This window comes from Brevibacterium sp. CT2-23B (assembly GCF_013168765.1).
Lineage (GTDB): Bacteria > Actinomycetota > Actinomycetes > Actinomycetales > Brevibacteriaceae > Brevibacterium > Brevibacterium sediminis.
The window spans coordinates 73,848-94,704 of record NZ_JABBYK010000009.1 but is presented as its reverse complement, the minus strand read 5'-3'; the positions used below and the strand labels follow the sequence as shown (position 1 = coordinate 94,704).

Below are 20,857 nucleotides of genomic sequence, written 5' to 3'. Positions count from 1 at the left end.
CGCCTGAAATCAAACGGTTGAAGGAGATGTTATGACGCAACATACAGATCATGAATATGCCGGTCACGACAATACGAAGGCATCGTCGACCGAGTCCGGTGCGCCGCGGGAATCCGATGCTCACTCGCTGAGTGTGGGCGCGAACGGGCCGCTGCTGCTCCACGATGTGGCTCTGGTTGAAAAGCTTGCTCGCTTCGACCGTGAGCGTGTTCCCGAGCGCAGCCCCCACGCCAAGGGATCCGGCGCATTCGGTGAGCTCGAAGTCACCGAAGACGTCTCCAAGTACACCAAGGCCGACTTCCTGCAGCCGGGCAAGAAAACCCCGATGCTGGCCCGCTTCTCCACCGTCGCCGGTGAACTCGGCTCGCCCGACTCCTGGCGCGACGTGCGCGGATTCGCACTGAAGTTCTACACCGAAGAGGGCAACTTCGACATGGTGGGCAACAACACCCCCGTGTTCTTCGTCCGCGATCCCATGAAGTTCCCCGACTTCATCCACTCGCAGAAGCGCACCCCCGATTCGGGTCTGCGCAGCAACAACATGCAGTGGGACTTCTGGTCGCTCTCGCCAGAGTCGGCTCACCAGGTCTCCTACCTCATGGGACCCCGCGGCCTGCCCAAGAGCTGGCGCCACATGAACGGCTACTCCTCGCACACCTACATGTGGGTCAACGCCGAGGGAGAGAAGTTCTGGGTCCAGTACCACTTCCACACCGACCAGGGCGTGGAGAACATGAGCAACGAGGAAGCCGGTCGGATGGCTGGCGAGGACGCGGACATGCACCGTCGCGATCTGTTCGATGCCATCGAGCGCGGGGACTACCCGTCCTGGACCTTCAGCGTGCAGATCATGCCGTACGAAGAAGCCAAGGACTACCGCTTCAACCCCTTCGACCTGACCAAGACCTGGTCGAAGAAGGACTACCCGCTCATCAAGGTCGGCAAGTTCACCCTCAACGAGAACCCCTCGAACCACTTCGCGCAGATCGAGCAGGCTGCCTTCAGCCCCTCGAACACCGTGCCGGGAACCGGGCTCTCGCCGGACAAGATGCTGCTGGGACGTGTGTTCTCCTACCCGGATGCACAGCGCAACCGCATCGGCACGAACTTCAACCAGCTGCCGGTCAACGCCCCTGTCACGAAGACGAATTCGTATGACAAGGAAGGCCAGATGCAGTACCACCACTCGGGTAATGCACCGGTCTACGCCCCGAACTCGTACGGACGTTCCTTCCAGGACGAGCAGGGTCCGGTCGACAACGGCTGGGAGGCCGATGGCGAGCTGGTCCGCAGCGCCTACAGCCTGCACGCCGAGGACGACGACTTCGGCCAGGCACACACCCTGGTTCGCGAGGTCTACTCCGAGGAGGAGCGCCAGGGGCTCATCGAGACTGTGGCCGGCGCACTCTCCGACGGAGTCGAGGAGCCGGTGCTGTCGAACGCGATCCAGTACTGGAAGAACATCGACGCCGAGGTCGGCGCTGCCATTGAGACCAAGGTCAAGGGCTGACAAGCTCTGAGACTGTGAGCGTCTGACCGCTCGGAATTCGGCACGAGACGGCGGCCCGGAACCTCCCCACCGCGGGAGCGTCCGGGCCGCCTTCTCTTTTTCTCTTTTCCAATTACTACCTGACGGCGGCCCAGCAACCTCGCGCGAGGTTGCTGGGCCGCCGTCAGGTAGTTCGTGGAGTCAAGTGAGGTGGGCGGCGCGTTGGGCGATGCGACCGCCGGCGAGGACCATCTCGACCTGACGCGGCGACAGGCCATGGCGGAATTCGAACTTCCGGCCGGCCGCCTCGGCGGTGATCGTCGTCCCGTCACCGAGCTCATCGCGCAGACCACGAAACTCAAGCACATCACCCTGGGACAGGGACTCATAGTCGGCCTCGTTCGTGAACTCGAGAGCGAGGACGCCGAAGTTCGCGAGATTCTGCCAATGGATCCGCGCCAACGATTTCGCCACAACGACCCGCAGACCGAGATAACGGGGAGCGATGACCGCATGCTCGCGAGAGGACCCCTGACCATAGTTGTCCCCACCGACGATCGCGTGCCCTCCGTCGTGGTCGGCGGCACGGGTGGCATAGGTGTCATCGACCTGGATATAGACGAACTCTGAGATCTTCGGGATGTTCGACCGGTACGGCAGAACGCGGGATCCGGCGGGCATGATCTCGTCGGTGGAGACGTTGTCGCCGACCTTGAGCAGGATCTCCAGATCGATGTCATCGGGCAGCGGATCGAAGTCCGGCAGGGTCGAGATGTTCGTTCCCTTCACGAGTTCGACCGACCGGGCTTCCTCCGGTTCCAGCGGTGGGACGAGCATCTTGCGGTTCGCGGAGTACTTCTCTGGCAGCCGCACCTCGGGATAGTCCATGTCGAGATCGCGAGGATCGGTGATCTTCCCAGTCAGCGCGGCAGCGGCTGCGGTCTCCGGCGAGCACAGCCACACGGCGTCCTCGTCGGTGCCGGACCGGCCGGGGAAGTTCCTCGGCATGGTGCGCAGACTGTTGCGCCCGACCGCCGGAGCCTGGCCCATGCCGATGCAGCCCATGCAGCCGGACTGGTGGATCCTGGCCCCGGATCCCACCAGAGAGGTCAGCCATCCGCCGGCGATGAGGTCGGCAAGGACCTCACGTGAGGTGGGGTTGATGTCGAGTGAAATCTGCTGGTGGATCTGGCGGTCGGCAAGTGTTTCGGCGACGACGGCGAAATCCCTCAGTCCCGGGTTCGCCGAGGAGCCGACGACGACCTGGAAGACGTCGTCGCCGGCGACCTCGCGCACCGCAGTGACATTGCCCGGAGATGAAGGTGCTGCGATGAGCGGCTCGAGCTGGGAGAGGTCGATGGCGTCGGTGAGGTCGTATTCGGCGCCCTCATCGGCCTCGATGCGCGTGAAATCCTCACCGCGGTCGACGGCTTCAAGGTAGTCGCGGACGGCATCGTCGGCGGGGAAGACCGTGGCGGTGGCGCCGAGCTCGGCACCCATATTCGCAATCACGTGACGGTCCATGGCCGTGAGGTTCTTCAGGCCCTCTCCGTGGTATTCGATGATCTTTCCGGCTCCGCCTTTGACGCCGTGGCGACGCAGCATCTCGAGGATGACGTCCTTGGCCGAGACCCAGTCGGGCAGGGCGCCCGTGAGCTCGATGCCCATGATCTGCGGCGCGCTGATGAAGAGGGGTTCACCGGCCATGGCCATGGCGATCTCGAGCCCGCCGACGCCGATGGCGAGCATTCCCAGGGCACCGGCGGCGCAGGTGTGCGAGTCGGAACCGATGAGAGTGGCTCCGGGCTTTCCGAACCGTGACTGGTGAACGGGGTGGGAGACGCCGTTGCCGGCAGGGGAGAACCACAGACCGAACCGTGCCGCGGCAGAGCGGAGGAACTCGTGGTCCTCCGGGTTCTTCTCATCGGTCTGCAGCAGGTTGTGATCGACGTACTGCACGGACAGTTCCGTGCGGATGCGGTCGAGGCCGAGCGCCTCGAGCTCGAGCATGACCAGGGTGCCCGTCGCATCCTGGGTGAGAGTCTGGTCGATCCGGATCCCGAGTTCGTTTCCGGGAGCGAGCTCCCCGGACTCCAGATGTGACCGGATGAGCTTCTGAGCAACGTTCTCAGCCATTGTCCGCCTCCTTCGGCAGTCAGCGATCCACCGAAGCCACTCGGTTTGCGGTGGTCAATCCACGCTAGTCCTCGACCGACGGGTTCTCAAGGTCGGTCACCTCCTGCGACCGGGTTTGCGCGTCTCAGAACTACCCGACGGCGGCTCAGCAACCTCGCGCGAGGTTGCTGAGCCGCCGTCAGGTAGCAATTGGGGGTGTTGGGATTGGGCGGTGAGGAGGATACTGGGACTATGCCGGAGCTGCCCGAGGTCGACGCGCTGGTCGACTTCCTGCGTCCTCGGCTAGTCGGGGACTTCGTCACCCGCGCGGACATCGCCGAGCTCAGCCTGCTCAAGACCGTCGACCCGAGCATCGATGCGCTCGCCGGACTTGCAATCACCGAGGTGGCCCGCCGTGGGCGAGCCCTCGTCATCGGTCTCGACGGACTTAACCTGGTCTGCCGGTTCGCCCGAATGGGCTGGCTGAACTGGCATGACACCGTACCGAATGGTCCGGTCCGGATGGGCAAAGGGCCGTTGGGAATGCGCGTAACCCTGGCCTCGGGAGCCGCTTTCGACCTCATCGAACCCGGATCGAAGAAGAACGCCGCCGTGTCCCTCGTCCGCGACCCCTCCGAGGTGCCCGCCCTCGCATCGCTGGGCCCCGACGCCCTGAGTCTCACCGTCGACGAACTCGCCGCGGCACTGTCCGAGTCGACCTCCCGGATCAAAACGGTCCTCGAAGATCAGAGAATCATCTCGGGCCTCGGTAATGCCTATACCGATGAGATCCTCCACGCTGCGAAGCTCTCCCCGTTCGCAACCGCGAAGACCAACGACCCGCAGACGCTGCACACCGCCATCCATGAGGTGCTCGATGCCGCCCGCACAGCCCTCATCGGCCTGCCGCCGGGCAAGATCAAAACCGCGAAGAAACGCGGATTCTCCGTTCACGGCCGCACAGGTGAGACCTGTCATGTCTGCGGGGAGACCATCGCCGAGGTGTCCTTTGCCGACAAATCTCTCCAGTACTGCCCCGGCTGTCAGACCGGCGGAAGGAAGCTCTCCGACCGTCGAATGGACCGCCTCCTCAAGTGAGGCGCCTCCTCAAGTGAGATCCGACTACCGGCATGGACGGCACCATCGACAGGATCTGTACCCCCGCTCACCGCACTCTCACGCTGGGCGGAGGCGAAAATGGCGGTCGGCGATGCCATGGGCACGCAGGGCCACCTCGGTGATGGCGGTGAGGAACTCATCCCGGGATGATCGCTCATCGGCGGGAGTGTGGATGCGCTGCACGAGCGTCTCGGTGATTCCGCCGACGAGGACGATGCTTGTGAGGTCATTCGACGCCGCCGGCGCGGTCAGGCCGTAGGCGTGATCGAGTTCGTCGAAGGCTCCCTGCACCGAGGCGGCCAGCAGTCGCATCGTCTGATGACGCCGTTCCTCGAGTGAGTCGCAGATGCCGACGGCTTCGACCTCGAGGAGGCGAGCCTTGCGCTCGTCATCGAGCATCGGCGACAGGGCCGCGCCGACGATCAGCCTGGCAGCTTCGGCCAAAGTGGCGTCAGAGGGGATCTGCGCCTCGTCGAGGACCGTGGTGATCTCCTCGTTGAGTTCGATGTAGAGGTCCTCGAGAAGACTCTCCTGAGTCGGGAAGAGCTCGTAGAAGGACCGGCTGGAGACCCCCGACTCCTGACACAGGGCTTGCACCGAGGTCTTTCGGAACCCGATCGTTCCATAGAGCTCGAGCGCCGCGTCGAGCAGGCGCGTACGACGCGCCGAATCCCGTTCCGACCGCAGGGTGCCGTGCCAGCGACGTGGGGAAGAAGGCTGGGCCGGAGAAGAATCCATCCTCCCATTATAGTGAAAATTCATATTTTCACTGGCATACTCTGTGACATGGCTTACATGATTCGACAAGGTCGTCGCGAACCGGCCCCCACCGCCCCGGTCGCCCCGGACCCTTCTCTGCCGAAGGTCTGCATCATCGGAGCGGGATCCTCCGGCATCGCCGCCGCGAAGACGCTCTACACCTCGGCCATCCCCTTCGACTGCTTCGAAAAGGGCAGCGAAATCGGCGGCACATGGCTCTTCGACAACCCCAATGGTCAGAGCGCCTGCTACGAGACCCTGCAGATCAACACCTCGTGCCCGCGCATGGCCTTCTCCGACTTCCCGATGCCCGAGCACTACCCGCACTACGCCAGCCACGATCAGGTCTTCGACTATTTCCGCGACTACGTCGACCATTTCGGATTCGGTCACACGATCACCTTCAACACCGAAGTCACCGATGTTCGCCGAGGCGGCCGTGGCGGTTGGGATGTCGACATCAGATCCGGAACAGGTCAGGACGCCGTGTCGGAGACTCGGCACTACGATGCCGTGATGGTCGCCAACGGCCACCACTGGGATGCCCGCTGGCCCGACCCTGCCTACCCGGGGGACTTCGCCGGCGAACAGATCCACGCCCACGACTACCGCAGCGGCGACCAGCTCGAAGGACGTGATGTGGTCGTCGTCGGTGCCGGCAACTCGGCCATGGACATCGCCGTCGAAGGCTCGCGCCGGGCGAACAACGTCACCCTCTCGATCAGACGCGGCCAATGGGTGATGAAGAAGACGATCATGGGCATGGCGGCCGACCAGATCGTCCTGCCCGGGTGGGCCCCGTGGTGGATGACCTCGGCCCGGCTGCGCCTCGGCGCGATCCTCTCCGGCGGGTTGAAGAAATACGGACTGCCGGTGCCCGGCCACACGCCGGGCCAGTCCCACCCCGTGCAGTCGGATGCCATCCGGGATCGCCTCAAGGCCGGTGCCGTGACGGTGCGTCCCGGGATCGAACGCCTCGAGCGCGACCGCGTCGTCTTCACCGACGGAACCTCAGCCCCGGCCGACCTCATCGTCTGGGCCACCGGCTACCGGGTGTCGTTTCCGTTCCTGTCCTCCGACGTCGTCGACGTCGAGAACAACGACCTGCCGCTGTGGAAGCGGTGTGTCCACCCCGACCGGCCGGGTCTGTTCTTCATCGGCCTGCTTCAGCCGGTGGGTGCGGTCATGCCGCTGTCCGAAGCCCAGTCGAAGCTGGTGGCGAAGATCCTCACGGGATCCTGCGAACTGCCGAGCCGTCGGGACATGGTCAGACAGATGGCTCGCGATGACCGCCGGAACAAGAAGCAGTTCTACGATTCGCCACGGCACACGATGGAGGTCGACTTCGACCACTACCTGTGGGAGATCGACCGGGAGATGAAGAAGGGAGCGATCGCCGCATGAAACGCTTCGGCACAACCCGCGGGAAGATCGTCGCCGTCACCGGAGGGGCACGCGGAATCGGCAAGGCGATCGCCGCACAGTTCACCGCGGCCGGCGCCCGAGTCGCCATCGGCGACCGCGACCTCGAAGCGGCCGAGGACACCGCCGCGGAACTGGGAGTGCGCGCCTTCGGCCTCGACGTCACCGACCCGGACTCCTTCGCCGATTTCCTCGAATTCGTCCGCCGCGATCTCGGCCCCGTCGATGTGCTCGTCAACAATGCCGGCATCATGTGGGTCGGTTCCTTCGACGAGGAACCGAACGGAGCGGCTCGCGCTCAGCTCGAGGTCAACCTCCTCGGCGTCATCAACGGAATCAAGACCGCAGCACCTGCCATGCGCGAGGCCGGGCACGGTCACCTCATCACGGTCGCCTCGGCGGCATCGATCCTGCCCACCCCGGGCGAGGCGACATACGCGGCTACCAAACACGGAGTGCTCGGCTACCTCAAGGCTGTGCGCACGGAGATGCGCGGTACCGGGGTGCACTTCACCGCCGTCATGCCCGCCGTCGTCGACACCGTCCTGGCCGCGGGGACCGGCACCGGTGCGGGTCCGCTGCTGCGTCCCGACGATGTCGCGGCCGCCGTCGTCCGTGCGGTCGCCCGGCCCCGTTTCGAGATCACCGTACCCGGCTTCATCGGTCCCGTGACCCGCCTGGCCGATCTCCTGCCACAGCCGGTCAGGGACCGCATCTTCGGGGCCATGGTGCCCGACCAGGTCGCGCAGGTGAGGGCCGACGCCCGCGCCGGTTACGAGGTCGCGGCGTTCACGACCTCCCGCGCGGGGCGCGGTCAGGGGCGGGCCGCCTCGGCGGAATAGTCCTCCAGATCTATCCGTTGTGCAGAGGTGCGGGCCATCTGAGGCCCGGACATTCTGCGAATGGAGGAAAATTTGACGTCACGGAAGCAGATCCCCGGCACCGACCTGTCCGTCTTCCCGATCAATCTCGGCACGAACACCTTCGGGTGGACGGCCGATGAGGCGCAGTCCCATGCCGTCCTCGACGCCTTCGTGGCAGGCGGCGGCAATTTCCTCGACACCGCCGAGTCCTACCCTGCGTGGGTGCCCGGCAACACCGGCCGCGAATCCGAGACCATCATCGGCACCTGGTTGGCCTCGCGGGGCAACCGCGATGACGTCGTCATCGCCACGAAGGTCGGCGACCATCCCGAGCACAAGACTCAGGATCCCGAATATATCCGCACCGCCATCGACGCCTCACTGGAGCGTCTGCAGACCGATCACGTCGACCTCTACTACGCCCACCGTGACGATGAGGTGACCCCCATCGCCGAGGTGGCCCGCGTCTTCGATGAGCTCGTCCGTTCCGGTAAGGCCAAGCACACCGCGGTGTCGAACTATTCGCCGGCGCGTCTGGTCGGGTGGTTCGCAGCGGCTGAGGACGAAGGGCTGGTCAAGCCGGTCGCGATCCAACCGCAGTACAGCCTCGTCTATCGGCGGGAGTTCGAGACCGATCTGCGCCCAATCGCCGAGCGGCGGGATCTCGCGGTGTTCTCGTACTTCAGCCTTGCCGCCGGCTTCCTCACCGGCAAATACCGCACCGAAGCCGACCTCGAGGGGGCCGATCGGGGTGGCATGGTGCAGGGATATTTCAATGCCGAGGGGCTCAAGGTCGTCGACGATCTCGTCGCGATCGCTGATTCGCACGATGTCGCTCCGACGACTGTGGCGCTGTCCTGGCTGCTGGCTAAGGGCGTGACGGCGCCGATCGCCTCGGCCCGCACACCTGAGCAGCTCGAGGCGGTCATGGCCGCGCCCGGGCTCGAGCTCAGCGCCGACGAGGTCGACCGTCTCGACCGGGCCTCGACACCGTTCGCTGTAGAAGAACCGTCCTGACTTCCCTCCCAATTACTACCTGACGGCGGCTCAGCAACCTCGCGCGAGGTAGCTGAGCCGCCGTCAGGTAGCTCTAGGGGTGTCTCAGGCGACGATTTCGTCCTTGGGCTCGACGGTGTGGGCAATGGCGGCGCCGATGACCGTGCCGATGGCGATCGTGAAGAACGTGGTCGCAGCCGCCAGCATGCTGCCGGCAACCCCAGCGCCGTCACCGAATTCGATCTGCGAGGCATTGAGGAGCCCGAACGACCCGGGAGCGACGACGAGGAACGCGGGCACGAAGCTGATCCGCCAGATCGGGCCTTTCGGCAGGCGCGAGAGCACGACGGCCACCACCGATGCGGTCAAAGCGCCGGCCAGACCGCCGATGGCCGCACCGAATTCGGCACCGATGCCCAGCTGCGCCAGCGCGGCCGCAGCGATGGTGAGGACGATCGGCACGGTGTGCTCGAGAGGGGTGTGCAGATAGATGATGAGGCCCAGTGTCGCGGCGGCCACGCCCAGGGCGGAGAGCCACCATGTCGAGGAGGTGAGCTGGGAGTTCGCAAGCGCCTCGGCGCCGGTGCCAGTGACGACGGCGGCACCGGCGACTCCGGCGATGAACATCGCCAACTGGACGGTGGCCGAGACGAGCCGGGAACTGCCTGCCGAGAGGGCGCCGGCGGAGATCTCGGTCAGCCCGGTGACCACGGCGCTGCCGGGCAGCAGCAGCGCCAGAGTGGCGACGATCGTGCGCAGGGGACTGTCCAGCCAGTCGAGGCGGAAGCCGATGAGGATGAGCACCGCGACGATGAACGACGAGGCGACCGGCAGCAGCGGTCCGAGGCTGGGGTGGCGGGCATTGACGGCGAGGACACCCGCGACGATGAGCGAACCGAGAGCGGCGAAGGCGAGGTTGACCAGTCCCGGTTCGAGCAGCAGGCACAGCCCGACGCCGACGGGCACCGCGCCGAGGCAGGTCACCCATCCGGGCCAGCGCGGGGGAGTGCCGTAGACCCCGGCCTCGATCATGTGGCGAGCGGCGTCGATGCCGAGCCGACGCGACCGCACGGCGTCGACGATGTCGAGCAGCTTCGCGGTCTGGTCGAACCGCAGGTCAGGGCCGATGCGTTCGAATCGGGTGGGACTGCCGGGGCCGATGGTGAGGAAAAGGCCCTTGGGAAGGGCAGCGACATTGATGGACTTCAGGCCGACCGCAGGTGCCAGTCCGGTCAGTGCGTCTTCGACATCGACCGAGGAGATCCCACCTGCGAGCAGCCCCGTCCCGATCGTCACCAGCAGCTCCTGTGCGGGGACGGTCTTTTCGCTTGCCTCGTGCACTCCCAGTCCCTCTCGTCTGCAGTTCGGCCGACGAAGTAGAAGATACCAGCCTCTTACTACCCGACGGGGGCCCAGCAACCTCGCGCCAGGTTGCTGGGCCCCCGTCAGGTAGCAATAAGGGGAATCAATGGGCGGCGGGAGCGGTGATTCCTGCGGCGGGGGAGCCGACGAGAGCGGCCGCGGCGCGTTCGGCGATCATGATCGTCGGAGCGTTCGTGTTCCCGGTCGGCACGAGCGGCATGATCGACGCATCGGCCAACCGCAGCCGGCTCACGCCCCGGACCTCGAACGTGGCCGGGTCGACGACCGCCTCGGCGTCCGTTCCCATCCGGCAGGTTCCGGCTTGGTGATGATAGGTCACAACCGACCCGCGGACGTAGTCCTCGAGGTCCTCGTCGGCCACCTCGGGGCCCGGGTGGATCTCGGTGGGCTGCCACGATGACAGCGCCTCGGCCCGCCCGATCTCACGGCATTGCCTCACCGAGGCGACGAGAGCGTCGACATCGGCCTGTGCCGAGAGCACCTGCGGGTCGACGACGAGCGGATCCTGTGGATTCGGCCCGCTGAGCCGCACCTCTCCGCGACTTTCGGGGCGAACCAGGCCGCCCTGCAGAGTGAAGGCTCCGCCGGGTCCTGGTCCGATCTGCGCGGTCGGCGCCGCATCCTGGGCATACATCGGCACGGAGAAGAACAACGGCTGGGTGTCGGGGACCGGCAGCTCCGGTCGGGACTTCGCAAAGAAGTGAACCTCGGCGGGCGCCACCTCTCCCATCGGCACCTCCCGATCTCCGGTGGAGAAGATGACCGGCGAGAGCCAGTGATCCTGGAGATTCTTGCCGACGCCCGGCAGATCGACCACGGAGTCGATGCCGACCTCGGCAAGCTCCTCGGCAGGACCGATGCCCGACCGCAGTAGCAGCTCGGGGGAGGCCAGGGCACCTGCGGAGAGGACAACCTCGTCGGCGGACACGGTGCCGACGCGGCCGCGGAAATCGATCTCGAGACCGGTGATCGCGGTCCCGTCGAGGAGAAGCCGACGGGCGTGCGCGGAGGTGAGAATCGTGAGGTTCTCACCTCCGAGGCGGGGCTTGAGGTAGGCGCGCCATGTGTTCATTCGTTTGCCGTCGCGGACGTTGAGCTGGATCTTTCCGATGCCTTCGACGGATCCGGAGTTGTAGTCGTCATTGACGGGTATGCCGGTCTGTGTGGCGGCCGTGAACATGTCCTCCTGCAGCGGATTGCGCGCATAGTCGACGCGCACATCCATCGGACCGTCGGTGCCTCGATTCTCAGCGATGTCGCCGTCGAAGTTCTCGATTGCGGCGAAGACCGGCCAGACCTCGTCCCAGGACCATCCCGGACACCCGGATTCGACCCACTGTTCGTAGTCCCAGGCATCGCCGCGGACCCAGATGACGGCGTTGAGGGCATTCGACCCGCCGAGGACCTTGCCGCGGGGGAGGTGGATGCGGCGGTTCATCGCCGCCGGCTGCGGGGGAGTGTAGTAGTCCCAGTCCTGCTGCGAATGCCAGATCAGTCCGAGGTTGTTGAGATGGTCGATATTCGGATTGGTCTCGTCTCCGCCTGCTTCGACGAGGCAGACTTTCTTTCCGGCATCGAGCAGCCGGCGGGTGAGGACGCACCCGGCCGATCCCGCACCGACGACGATGTAGTCGAATCGCTCGTTCGGGATCTCAATGGGAAACGTGTCAGGGTGGTCTGAGGTGTTCGAGGCCACGGTGCCTGATTCATGCTCGGTTGTCATGGCCTCAGGCTAGTGACGTCGGTCACCGGTGAGGAATGCCTGCGGACGAGGTGTGCACGATTCGGCAAGTCGTCGGCGACGGTCGTGCGCGTATCGTCAATTTCGGTCCCACCCGACCTCTCCGTGCTACCCGACGGCGGCCCAGCAACCTGGCGCCAGGTTGCTGGGCCGCCGTCGGGTAGCAATTGGGGAGGTTAGGAGTCGCAGCAGGGGGAACCGGACTCCGGGGCGGGGACGTCGAGGACGGGGGAGCGGTCGAAGAATCCCTCAGGTCGCAGCTTGAAGCCGACGGTGTCGACGGGCATGATCGGCCAGTCCTCGACCCGCGGGAAGTGGGTGAGGCCGAAGCTGTGCCAGACCACGATGTCCTCCCCGTCGACGTTGCGATCGGATGTCGTCCACGCCGGCAGCCCTGCATGTCCGGGATGCTGGTTCGGGAAATCCCCGGTCGGGTAGCGCTCGTCCTCCTGATACTGCGAGACCCACAGCGACTTCGACGCGAACGTGGCACGGCGATGAATCGACGAGTCCTCGGCCGCGAGCAACGTGGGCAGGCCCGTCGGGTGCAGTTTGTATCCGACCGGTTCGCCGAGGCGGTTGGTCGACTCCGGGTTCGTCACCACCCATGTCCGCGCCTTCGACTGATCCGCATCCCGCTGCGCAGCCAGTTCGGTGGCCAGAACGGTCCGGGACCGGCTGAAGGCATTGCCGCGCGGATTGTCCTGCGAGACCGGCAGACACACCACATCCTCCTCCTCGACCCGGCATTTGCCGCCGTCGAGGGCGAAGTCGAGTCGAGCCCCGAAGAGATGCTGGTGGAACGGGGCACCGAGACCGGGCGCGATCTCCGAGGCGAAATCCGTCGACCCGTTCGGCAGCGCCGAGGTGAAGACGACACCGGTGGCCTTGGCCTCGAACTCGATCGTGCCGTCGAGGTAGAGATACCAGTAGAACCCGTAGTCGTAGTTGCCGACCGTGGTGAAGAACGAGACGACGAAGCGACGGTTGCGCCGGGTATAGGCGACACCCGACCACAGGTCCGAATGCTTGGCCAGAATCGACGCATCCTCCTCGTGCATGCAGATGCCGTTCTTGATCTGCCGAGGTTCGCCGAGGTTGTTCGCCACCCACGGCGACAGATAGGTGATGTCGCCGAGGCAGTCACACCCGAGCTCGAGCGAGTTCGCCCATTGCCCGACGAGGTATTCGCCGGTGTCGAAATAGTTCTGCCACGACCGCACCGGTGAGGGGTCACCATAGGGAACGACCATCTCGGCGATCGCCGCCCGATCGAGGATCGTGCGACGGCGCTCACCGTCATCGAACGCGATGTTGTGCAGGACGAGTCCCTCGCGCATGTCGAAGCCGACATCGAACGACCACTTCTCCCACTCGATGTGATTGCCCTCGGTGACCGTGAAGCTCGGCCCCTCCGGCTGCGTGATGGAGATCGGCTTCTGCGTGGTCCGCACGGGCCCGGTCAGTTCCGGATCCGTGTAGTTCCCGTGCTCGGCCGGCACCGGAACGTTCTCGAGGTCAAGGACCTGGTCGACGGTTCTGTTCGTGACATCGACATAGGCGACGAGTCCGTCGATCGGGTGTGCCCACGCCGAGTCCGACTCATGCTGCTGGTGGAACGCCAGCCCGCGCAGGATCCTCCGTCCCTTCTCCTCCGGGTATTCGAAGACTCCGGCCGACAACGGCGCCACCCGGACCTCTGCGATGGGCAGCCCGCGCCTCTCGAGGCTCGCCAGCCACGTCGGATCGGCGGCGAGGACCTCTTCGACGACCTCGAACTCCTCTTCCATGACAGGGAACTCGCCCTCTTCGGTGGAGTCCACCTCGGCGACGGATTCGACCGTCTCACGGGTGGCCGAGACGACGATATCGCGGGCAGTGCCTGCGGACTTGTCGAGGATGAAGGCACGGAAACGGCGATCCACCTCGGCGATGGCCCGCTCCGTACCGCGCACGGGATCGAGCAGGCCGACGTAGGCCATGCGCGCGGTATCGGGGAAGTGCCCGGCCGCGCGCAGCACCGCGGTGACGGTCGAGATCTCGGCCTCGGTCGGCAGTGTGAAGGGGGTGGCGGTGGTCGCCTCGGCGACGGGGGCGGAGGAATGGCAGGACATTGTGCACCTTTGCAATCTGGGCCTGTGGGCTGAGTCACGCTAAAATCTACACTCGTAGGAAATAAAGTCAAGACCCGATCTGCACCGCTGTGGAGGAACCATGCCCAAGATCGTCGACCACGACCAGCGACGACTGGACCTCGTGCAGGCGACGCTGCGCCTGATCGTCCGCCAGGGCCTCAACGGGGCGACGATGCGCGATATCGCGGCTGAGGCCGGGTTCGCCAATGGGGTCGTCAAAACGTATTTCGGTTCGAAGGCGGACCTGCTGGCGGCCACCTACCTGTACGTCTTCGAGGCCACGAACGTCAGGGTCGCGACCTCGACGACGGGCCTGCGCGGGCTCGACGCTCTGCGCGCCTTTGCGCACGAGGTGCTCCCGGTGACCCCGGCGCTGCACGACGAAGCCCGCGTCGTCCTGTCCTATCTCGCCGAAGTGGCCCAGAACCCCGAACACGCCCGCGCGACCGCTGAGACCATGGAGCTGTGGAGGACGTGGATCGTCTCCTGGCTCGGCGAGGCCGACGCCGACGGTCGTCTGCGTGCCGAGGTCGATATCGAATCCGAGACCGAAGTGCTCCTGACGTATCTGCTCGGGGCGCAGACCTCGGCGATCATCGGCGGGCGCGGATTCGACTCCGCCGGCTTTCGGGCCCAGCTCGACTACGTCATCGCCCGACTCGACCTGCCGAACTGAACCGGTAGGGCCGGGGCGAACCTTGGACGGAGGGAGCCTTGCCGAAGCTAGGTGACCAAATGGTCGGTAATCGGGTTCGGGGTGGTGACTGGCGCGACGGTTGGGGATAGAGTGACCGGACAACGGGCCTTCGGCGAAGCGGTCGAGGCTGAGTGAACTGAGGACGACGATGTTGCTTGAAGACACCGCGAACGACTTCGACGGCTGGCAGGGCCTGGTCTCGGACTCGTTCGTCCCGCTCGATACGGAACCCCAGCGCCGAGGCGGATTCCAAGGTCGCATCAGCGCGCGCGACTACGACTCCGTGGTGATGTCGCAGATCAACGCCAATCCCCATGCCGTCCTGCGCACCCCCGAGCTGATTGCCCGAGCCCGGTCGGAGGCGCACGGCTGCGCGGCCGGAACGAACTACTTCAAGGTCTCTCTGCAGCTCGACGGGCACGGACTGCTCATCCAGGACGGGCGAGAGATGACTCTGGCGCCCGGATCGCTGGCCATCTACGACACGTCCCGACCGTATACGCTCAGCTTCGATTCGGACTTCTCGTCCTACGTCATGATGTTCCCGCAGTCACGGGTCAACCTTCCCGCCGGAACCGTCGGCCAACTCACCGCCACCCCGATCGGAGCCGACCACCAACTCGGCGCGGTCGTCGCCCAGGTCATCTCCCAGGCCGGGGCCATGCTGCCGACCCTCAGCCGGACGACCGGTGTGCGGCTGGCCGGCAACGTCGTCGATCTGCTCACCACCGTGATGGCCGACGAGCTCTCTGCCGCGGGCGGCGAGATCGACGAACGGCAGCAACTGTGGGCCGAGATCACCGACTACATCGATGTCCACCTCTCCGATCCGCAGCTCAGCCCATCGACCATCGCCGCCGCCCATTTCGTCTCGGTGCGCACCCTGCACCAGATCTTCGAAGGCACCGGGGAGACCGTTGCCGGAGAGATCCGACGACGCCGCATCGAGAAATGTCGAGTCGACCTCGCCGACCCCGGGCAGCGCCAGACCCCGGTGGCCGCCATCGGCGCCCGTTGGGGACTGAGCGATCCCGCACACTTCTCCCGGCTGTTCCGCAGTGCAGTCGGACAGCCGCCTGCCGGGTACCGCCGCAGCACTCACGCCGACTGAACCAGTCTTCGCGCCGGCTGAACCGAAGCGCCCGGACGCGGATGCGCGAATCGTCAAGAACTCTGCCTGCAAAGCCAAGACGCGATCGGCAGGCGGCACCCACACTGGCAGTAATCACTTTGACTGTTAGGTGGATCACATGAGCACTCTCAGCTCGGACCCGGCCAAAGGCGGCCTGGGTTCCCCGATCGGCAATGCCGCCGATCGGGCCTCCACGGACGTCGGACAGGCACCCGCGGCCACGGCCTCACTCGATGCCCGCCGCATCGGAATCCCCGCGCTCGTCTTCATGATCATCGCCGCCTCGGCGCCGTTGACCGTCGTTGCGGGCGGAGTCCCCAGCAATTTCGCTGTCACCGGTCTGGTGGGGATTCCGCTGTCATTCGTCGTCCTCGGGATCATTCTCATCCTCTTCGCCATCGGCTATGCGGCGATGAGCCGCCACGTCCACAACGCCGGTGCCTTCTTCGCCTACATCTCGAAAGGTCTGGGCAAGCCCGCCGGGATGGGGGCGGCGATGACCGCGCTGGTCGCCTATAACGCCATGCAGATCGGCATCGCCGGAATGTTCGGCTTCGTCTTCTCCTCGTTCCTCGACGCCCTCTTCGGCATCTCCTGGTCCTGGTGGGTCTGCGCCCTCATCGCCTGGGTCATCGTCGGCATCATGGGAGTGCTGCGCGTCGACTTCTCCGCGAAGGTGCTCGGCATCATCGTCGGCGCGGAGTTCCTCGTCGTCATCGTCTTCGACATCATCGGACTCGCACACAGCCCCGAAGGCATCACCGGCGACGGGCTCGCGTTCGACCAGCTCTTCGCCCCCGGAGTCGGCGCGGCCCTGGCATTCTCGATCGCGGCTTTCATGGGCTTCGAATCCGGGGCCATCTACAACGAGGAGGTCAAAGATCCTCGTCGCACGGCAGGCCGGGCCACCGTCATCGCCGTGAGCATCATCGCGGTGTTCTACGCGTTCTCAGCTTGGGCGATGGTCGTCGGCGAAGGGGCCACGAAGGTCATCGGGCGGTCCCAGGAATTCGGGCCCGACCTCATGTTCGTCTTCCTCGGCGAACACGCCCCGGTGTGGTTCGTCGACCTCGGCAACCTGCTGTTCCTCACCTCGCTGCTGGCCGCGCTCGTGGCCTTCCACAACATCGTCGCCCGCTACGTCTTCGCCCTTGGTCGAGACCGGGTTCTGCCATCGTCGCTGGCCAGGACCTCGCGGCGCACCGGTGCGCCCGTGGCCGGCTCCCTCACCCAGTCGGGACTGGCACTCGTCATCATCCTCGTCTTCGCCGTGGTCGGCTCCGGCAGCGATGACCCGCTGTTCCCTGTCGTCACGCTCTTCACCTGGCTGACGAACATGGGTGCCTTCGGACTCGTCCTGCTCATGGCACTGACCGCGCTCGCCGTCGTCGGATTCCTGCGCACGAAGTCGGGGGAGTACTCGCTGTGGACCCGCGCGATCGCCCCGGGCCTGTCAGCCATCGGACTCCTCATCCTCTTCGTCGCCATCGTCATCAACTTCAACGTTCTCATCGGTGCAGAGGGCACCACGGTCCTGTCCTGGCTGCTGCTGGCCATCGTTCTCGTCCCCGGGCTCATCGGCACGATCTGGGCCATCGTCCTCCGCTCGTCGTCACCGAACCTCTATGCAGGAATCGGTTCGGGTGGTTCCCTGGGATGACGTAAGCGTTCCGACCGCCTGAAACAGCCGTACACACCGCCAGAAGATGACCACACCAACCGCAGTCGACCACACGGTCGCCGATCAAAGGAGCACCATGACCGCCGAGGCAACCGCCCCCGAAATGACCACCACCGCTGGAATTCTCGCCGCCATCGTCGACCCCTCCGGACGCGAGATCCACGACCCCGCCACCGGTGAGGTCGTCGGCCGCACCCACGAAGACACACCGGCAGAGATCGACGCTGCGGTGACAGCAGCGCGCCGGGCTCAGCCTGCTTGGGCAGCGCGCAGTTCCCAGGAGCGCAGCGACCTGCTCAACCGAGCAGCCGACGCCATCGAAGCCTCCGCCGAGGCGCTGGCTGAGCTGCTCTCACGCGAACAGGGCAAACCCCTCAACGGACCCAACGCCCGCTTCGAAGTCGGTGCCTGCGCGGCCTGGCTGCGTGCGAACGCGTCCTTCGAACTCGAACCCGAGGTCCTCGTCGACGACGGCGAAACGCATGCTGAACTCCATTACAAGCCCGTCGGCGTCGTCGGTGCGGTCGGTCCCTGGAATTGGCCGATGATGATCTCCGTCTGGCAGTTCGCGCCGTCTCTGAAGATGGGAAACACCGTCGTCCTCAAACCCTCGGAGTACACGCCGCTGTCCGTGCAGGCGCTTGTGGCTGTGGTCAACCAGGTGCTGCCGGCCGATGTGCTCTCCGTCGTTCCCGGTGATGGTTCTGTGGGCGCTGCATTGACCAGCCACGAGGATGTCGACAAGATCATGTTCACCGGATCGACGAAGACCGGACAGGCGATCATGCGCACCGCCGCGGACAACCTCGCCCGCATCACCCTCGAGCTCGGCGGCAACGACGCAGGCATCATCCTCGAAGACGCCGATCCGGCCCAGATCGCGGGAGACCTGTTTTGGGGCGCGTTCATCAATACCGGACAGACGTGTGCTGCGATGAAGCGGCTCTATGTCCCCGAATCGCTCTACGATCAGGTCTGCCAGGCCCTCGTCGAGGTGGCCGGACAGTCTCCGATGGGTGTGGGGCTGGAAGAGGAGAATGTGCTGGGGCCGTTGCAGAACAAGCAGCAGTACGACATCGTCGCTCGCCTTGTCGACGCAGCCAAGGACGGGGGAGCGCGCGTGCTCATGGGCGGCGATCCCGTCGCCGATCAGCCCGGCTACTTCTACCCGACGACCCTCGTCGCCGACATCGACAACGACAACCCGCTGGTGGCCGAGGAGCAGTTCGGGCCGGTCCTGCCGATCATCAAGTACACCGACCTCGACCAGGCCGTCGAATGGGCCAACGAGCTCGAAGTCGGCCTCGGATCCTCGGTGTGGGGCACAGACCTCGACGCCTGCCGACAGGTCGCGGCCCGTCTCGAGGCGGGAACCACGTGGATCAACAAGCACGGCGCGGTCGACCCTCGCGTGCCGTTCGGTGGGGTCAAGAAGTCCGGCTTCGGTCTCGAATTCGGTCTCGAGGGCCTCAAGCACGTGAGTGTCCCCCAAGTCATCTCCTGGTAATTACTACCTGACGGCGGCCCAGCAACCTCGCGCGAGTTTGCTGGGCCGCCGTCAGGTAGTTCTGGGAGGGCTATTCGGGAGGTAATACGTGAATGCCGTCGGGGCCGTCAGCTGTGCGGCGGGTACCTAGGGCCGAATAGACGCTGACCGACCACGGTGAGTCGGAGTCGAATTCGCCGAGGTGCCAGTCTCCATAACGATGCTCAAGTCTCAGTGATGTTCCGGCCGCGCAGTGATCGAGATCGACAGGGCCGCCTCGTCGGTGGGTCGTTGTTCCGACAACGAGGCGACCGCCAGGTGCCAGCAGCTCGTCGGCAGTGGCGAATGCCCTTGCGAGCTCCACTCGAGTCAGAAAAGCCGGCACATTGCCTGACATGAGAATGAGATCGAAGCGCTTCGGCAACTGATGATCTGGCATCGTTCCGGGTGACAGGTCTGTCGCTGACAACTGCCGGAACCAAACAGAGTCGAAGAGCTCCCTCGCCACCTGCAGCACCTCGGGATTCGGGTCGATGCCGAATGCCCGGTGTTCGGCTCTGCGCAGTGCCGCGACCGCACTGCCGATGCCGCAGCCGATGTCAAGGACCGTTGATTTGCGAGGCACAATCATGTCGATGAACCGGGCGTCGACCTCGAGATCGGTACTTGAATGAGCCAACCGCCGCATCTTTGCGGCGTAGTCCGAAAGATCGGTCGAATGCACCATCCCCATAGTCTCTCACTCATTCCGCACCAACTTCGCGCTCTCAGAACTACCTGACGGGGGCCCAGCAACCTCGCGCAAGGTTGCTGGGCCCCCGTCAGGTAGTAATTGGGGAGGGGAAGAGGGTGCGGACGATGTCGAGTACCCGGGCCAGTGCTTCGGACGGGTTGTTTCGGCGCCAGCCGAGGGCGAGAGTGAACGAATCCCCGCCCTCGGCGAGGCGGACATAGCGCACCCCGTCGATGCGGATGTGATCCGAGGACTCGACGACGACGGCCATGCCGACCTGCGCGCCGACGAGCGCCAGAAGACTGTAGGGATCCGGTGCCTCCTGGACGACCTGCGGCAGGAAACCGGCGTCATCGGCCAGCCGCATCATCACCTCTCTGACCTGAGATCCGTGCGACGGGGCATAGGAGATGAACGGCTGACCGGCGAGCTCACCCATGCTCACCGACTCACGCTCGGCCAGCTCATGCCCCGAGGGCATAGCGATCATCACGCTCTCCTGCCGGATGACGTGGACCTCGACACCGGCCGGCACCGGCGGGCTGATGATCGCGAGATCCGTCTCCCCGTCGCGCAGCGCGATCGCGGCCTCCCCGCAGTACATCTGCGGCTGCAGGTCGAGGCTGATGCCAGGGTGCCGTTCGCCGACCTCGCGGGCCAGTCTGGAGAGGATGGAGTAGCCGCTCGTGCCGCCGAATCCGATGCGCACCCGGCCCGCCAGGCCCTGTTGAGCGGCCCGGGCGATGCGCCGGGCACCGTCCACCTGAGTCCCGATTGCCGCAGCTGGTTCGAGCAGCGCCTCACCCGCCGGCGTCAGTCGGACTCGCCGGGTCGTCCGCTCGAACAGATCGACGTCGAGGTCGCGTTCGAGCGCGCGGATCATCTGGCTGAGCGCGGGCTGCGCGATGTGCAGGCGCTCCGCGGCCCGCCCGAAATGCAGCTCCTCGGCGACGGCGAGAAACGCAGTGACCTGCCTGAACTCCATGTCATGTCCCCACTGCCCCGATTGATAAGAATATACGCTTAATCACCATGATATTACCTCTTGGACTCTGAGTAATTCCGATGGCACTGTTGAAGACGAACTCAATGCCCAAGGAGACGCC

The 20,857-nt window shown here is 65.4% G+C and carries 16 protein-coding genes; 9 read left to right on the top strand and 7 right to left on the bottom strand.

Features of this window, described 5'->3' with window-relative positions; all coding sequences use genetic code 11:
- The first annotated feature begins 31 nt into the window (after positions 1-31).
- Positions 32-1,510, top strand: a complete 1,479-nt coding sequence (locus tag HIM68_RS18535; protein ID WP_172175289.1) for a catalase — start codon at positions 32-34, stop codon at positions 1,508-1,510.
- Positions 1,511-1,690: 180 nt separating this feature from the next.
- On the opposite strand, the gene HIM68_RS18530 is transcribed toward HIM68_RS18535, so the two are convergent.
- Positions 1,691-3,625, bottom strand: a complete 1,935-nt coding sequence (locus HIM68_RS18530; protein WP_172175286.1) for an aconitate hydratase — start codon at positions 3,623-3,625, stop codon at positions 1,691-1,693.
- A gap of 231 nt (positions 3,626-3,856) precedes the next feature.
- On the opposite strand from HIM68_RS18530, the gene HIM68_RS18525 reads away from it, so the two are divergent.
- The gene (locus HIM68_RS18525; protein WP_172175283.1) at positions 3,857-4,702 is read left to right on the top strand and encodes a DNA-formamidopyrimidine glycosylase family protein; all 846 of its coding nucleotides are present in this window, start codon (positions 3,857-3,859) and stop codon (positions 4,700-4,702) included.
- A 78-nt stretch (positions 4,703-4,780) separates the two neighbouring features.
- On the opposite strand, the gene HIM68_RS18520 is transcribed toward HIM68_RS18525, so the two are convergent.
- Positions 4,781-5,461, bottom strand: a complete 681-nt coding sequence (locus HIM68_RS18520) for a TetR/AcrR family transcriptional regulator (RefSeq protein ID WP_172175280.1) — start codon at positions 5,459-5,461, stop codon at positions 4,781-4,783.
- A gap of 48 nt (positions 5,462-5,509) precedes the next feature.
- On the opposite strand from HIM68_RS18520, the gene HIM68_RS18515 reads away from it, so the two are divergent.
- From HIM68_RS18515 to HIM68_RS18505, 3 genes are read left to right on the top strand one after another with little or no spacing between them, the layout of a single operon-like run.
- Complete coding sequence (locus HIM68_RS18515) at positions 5,510-6,886, top strand: NAD(P)/FAD-dependent oxidoreductase (RefSeq protein ID WP_172175277.1); 1,377 nt, start codon at positions 5,510-5,512, stop codon at positions 6,884-6,886.
- A complete protein-coding gene (locus tag HIM68_RS18510) occupies positions 6,883-7,746 on the top strand; it encodes an SDR family oxidoreductase (RefSeq protein WP_172175274.1) in 864 nt (287 codons plus the stop codon). Before HIM68_RS18515 ends, HIM68_RS18510 begins: the two co-directional genes overlap by 4 nt.
- A gap of 60 nt (positions 7,747-7,806) precedes the next feature.
- Complete coding sequence (locus HIM68_RS18505) at positions 7,807-8,784, top strand: aldo/keto reductase (RefSeq protein WP_172175271.1); 978 nt, start codon at positions 7,807-7,809, stop codon at positions 8,782-8,784.
- Between the two features lie 84 nt (positions 8,785-8,868).
- On the opposite strand, the gene HIM68_RS18500 is transcribed toward HIM68_RS18505, so the two are convergent.
- The 3 genes from HIM68_RS18500 to HIM68_RS18490 all read right to left on the bottom strand — a co-directional run bounded on the left by HIM68_RS18500 (position 8,869) and on the right by HIM68_RS18490 (position 14,001).
- Positions 8,869-10,104 (bottom strand): threonine/serine exporter family protein, encoded by a 1,236-nt coding sequence (locus HIM68_RS18500; protein WP_172175268.1) that lies wholly within the window; start codon positions 10,102-10,104, stop codon positions 8,869-8,871.
- A gap of 124 nt (positions 10,105-10,228) precedes the next feature.
- A complete protein-coding gene (locus HIM68_RS18495) occupies positions 10,229-11,869 on the bottom strand; it encodes a GMC family oxidoreductase (RefSeq protein ID WP_172175265.1) in 1,641 nt (546 codons plus the stop codon).
- A 194-nt stretch (positions 11,870-12,063) separates the two neighbouring features.
- On the bottom strand, positions 12,064-14,001 hold the full coding sequence (locus tag HIM68_RS18490) for a primary-amine oxidase (protein ID WP_172175262.1): 1,938 nt from the start codon (positions 13,999-14,001) through the stop codon (positions 12,064-12,066).
- Positions 14,002-14,101: 100 nt separating this feature from the next.
- On the opposite strand from HIM68_RS18490, the gene HIM68_RS18485 reads away from it, so the two are divergent.
- The 4 genes from HIM68_RS18485 (at position 14,102) to HIM68_RS18470 (ending at position 19,039) form a co-directional block, all read left to right on the top strand.
- The gene (locus HIM68_RS18485) at positions 14,102-14,698 is read left to right on the top strand and encodes a TetR/AcrR family transcriptional regulator (protein ID WP_172175259.1); all 597 of its coding nucleotides are present in this window, start codon (positions 14,102-14,104) and stop codon (positions 14,696-14,698) included.
- Positions 14,699-14,867: 169 nt separating this feature from the next.
- Positions 14,868-15,830 carry a helix-turn-helix domain-containing protein gene (locus tag HIM68_RS18480; protein ID WP_172175256.1) on the top strand — a complete coding sequence of 321 codons (963 nt, stop codon included), beginning with the start codon at positions 14,868-14,870 and terminating at the stop codon, positions 15,828-15,830.
- Positions 15,831-16,119: 289 nt separating this feature from the next.
- On the top strand, positions 16,120-17,511 hold the full coding sequence (locus tag HIM68_RS18475; RefSeq protein WP_253904076.1) for an APC family permease: 1,392 nt from the start codon (positions 16,120-16,122) through the stop codon (positions 17,509-17,511).
- 124 nt (positions 17,512-17,635) lie between these two features.
- Entirely contained in the window at positions 17,636-19,039 is a 1,404-nt protein-coding gene (locus tag HIM68_RS18470; protein WP_216657277.1) for an aldehyde dehydrogenase family protein, read from the top strand.
- Positions 19,040-19,109: 70 nt separating this feature from the next.
- Here the strand turns inward: HIM68_RS18470 and HIM68_RS18465 are convergent, their stop codons facing one another.
- A complete protein-coding gene (locus HIM68_RS18465; protein WP_172175247.1) occupies positions 19,110-19,745 on the bottom strand; it encodes a bifunctional 2-polyprenyl-6-hydroxyphenol methylase/3-demethylubiquinol 3-O-methyltransferase UbiG in 636 nt (211 codons plus the stop codon).
- 94 nt (positions 19,746-19,839) lie between these two features.
- Complete coding sequence (locus HIM68_RS18460; protein WP_139907031.1) at positions 19,840-20,736, bottom strand: LysR family transcriptional regulator; 897 nt, start codon at positions 20,734-20,736, stop codon at positions 19,840-19,842.
- Between the last annotated feature and the right edge of the window lie 121 nt (positions 20,737-20,857).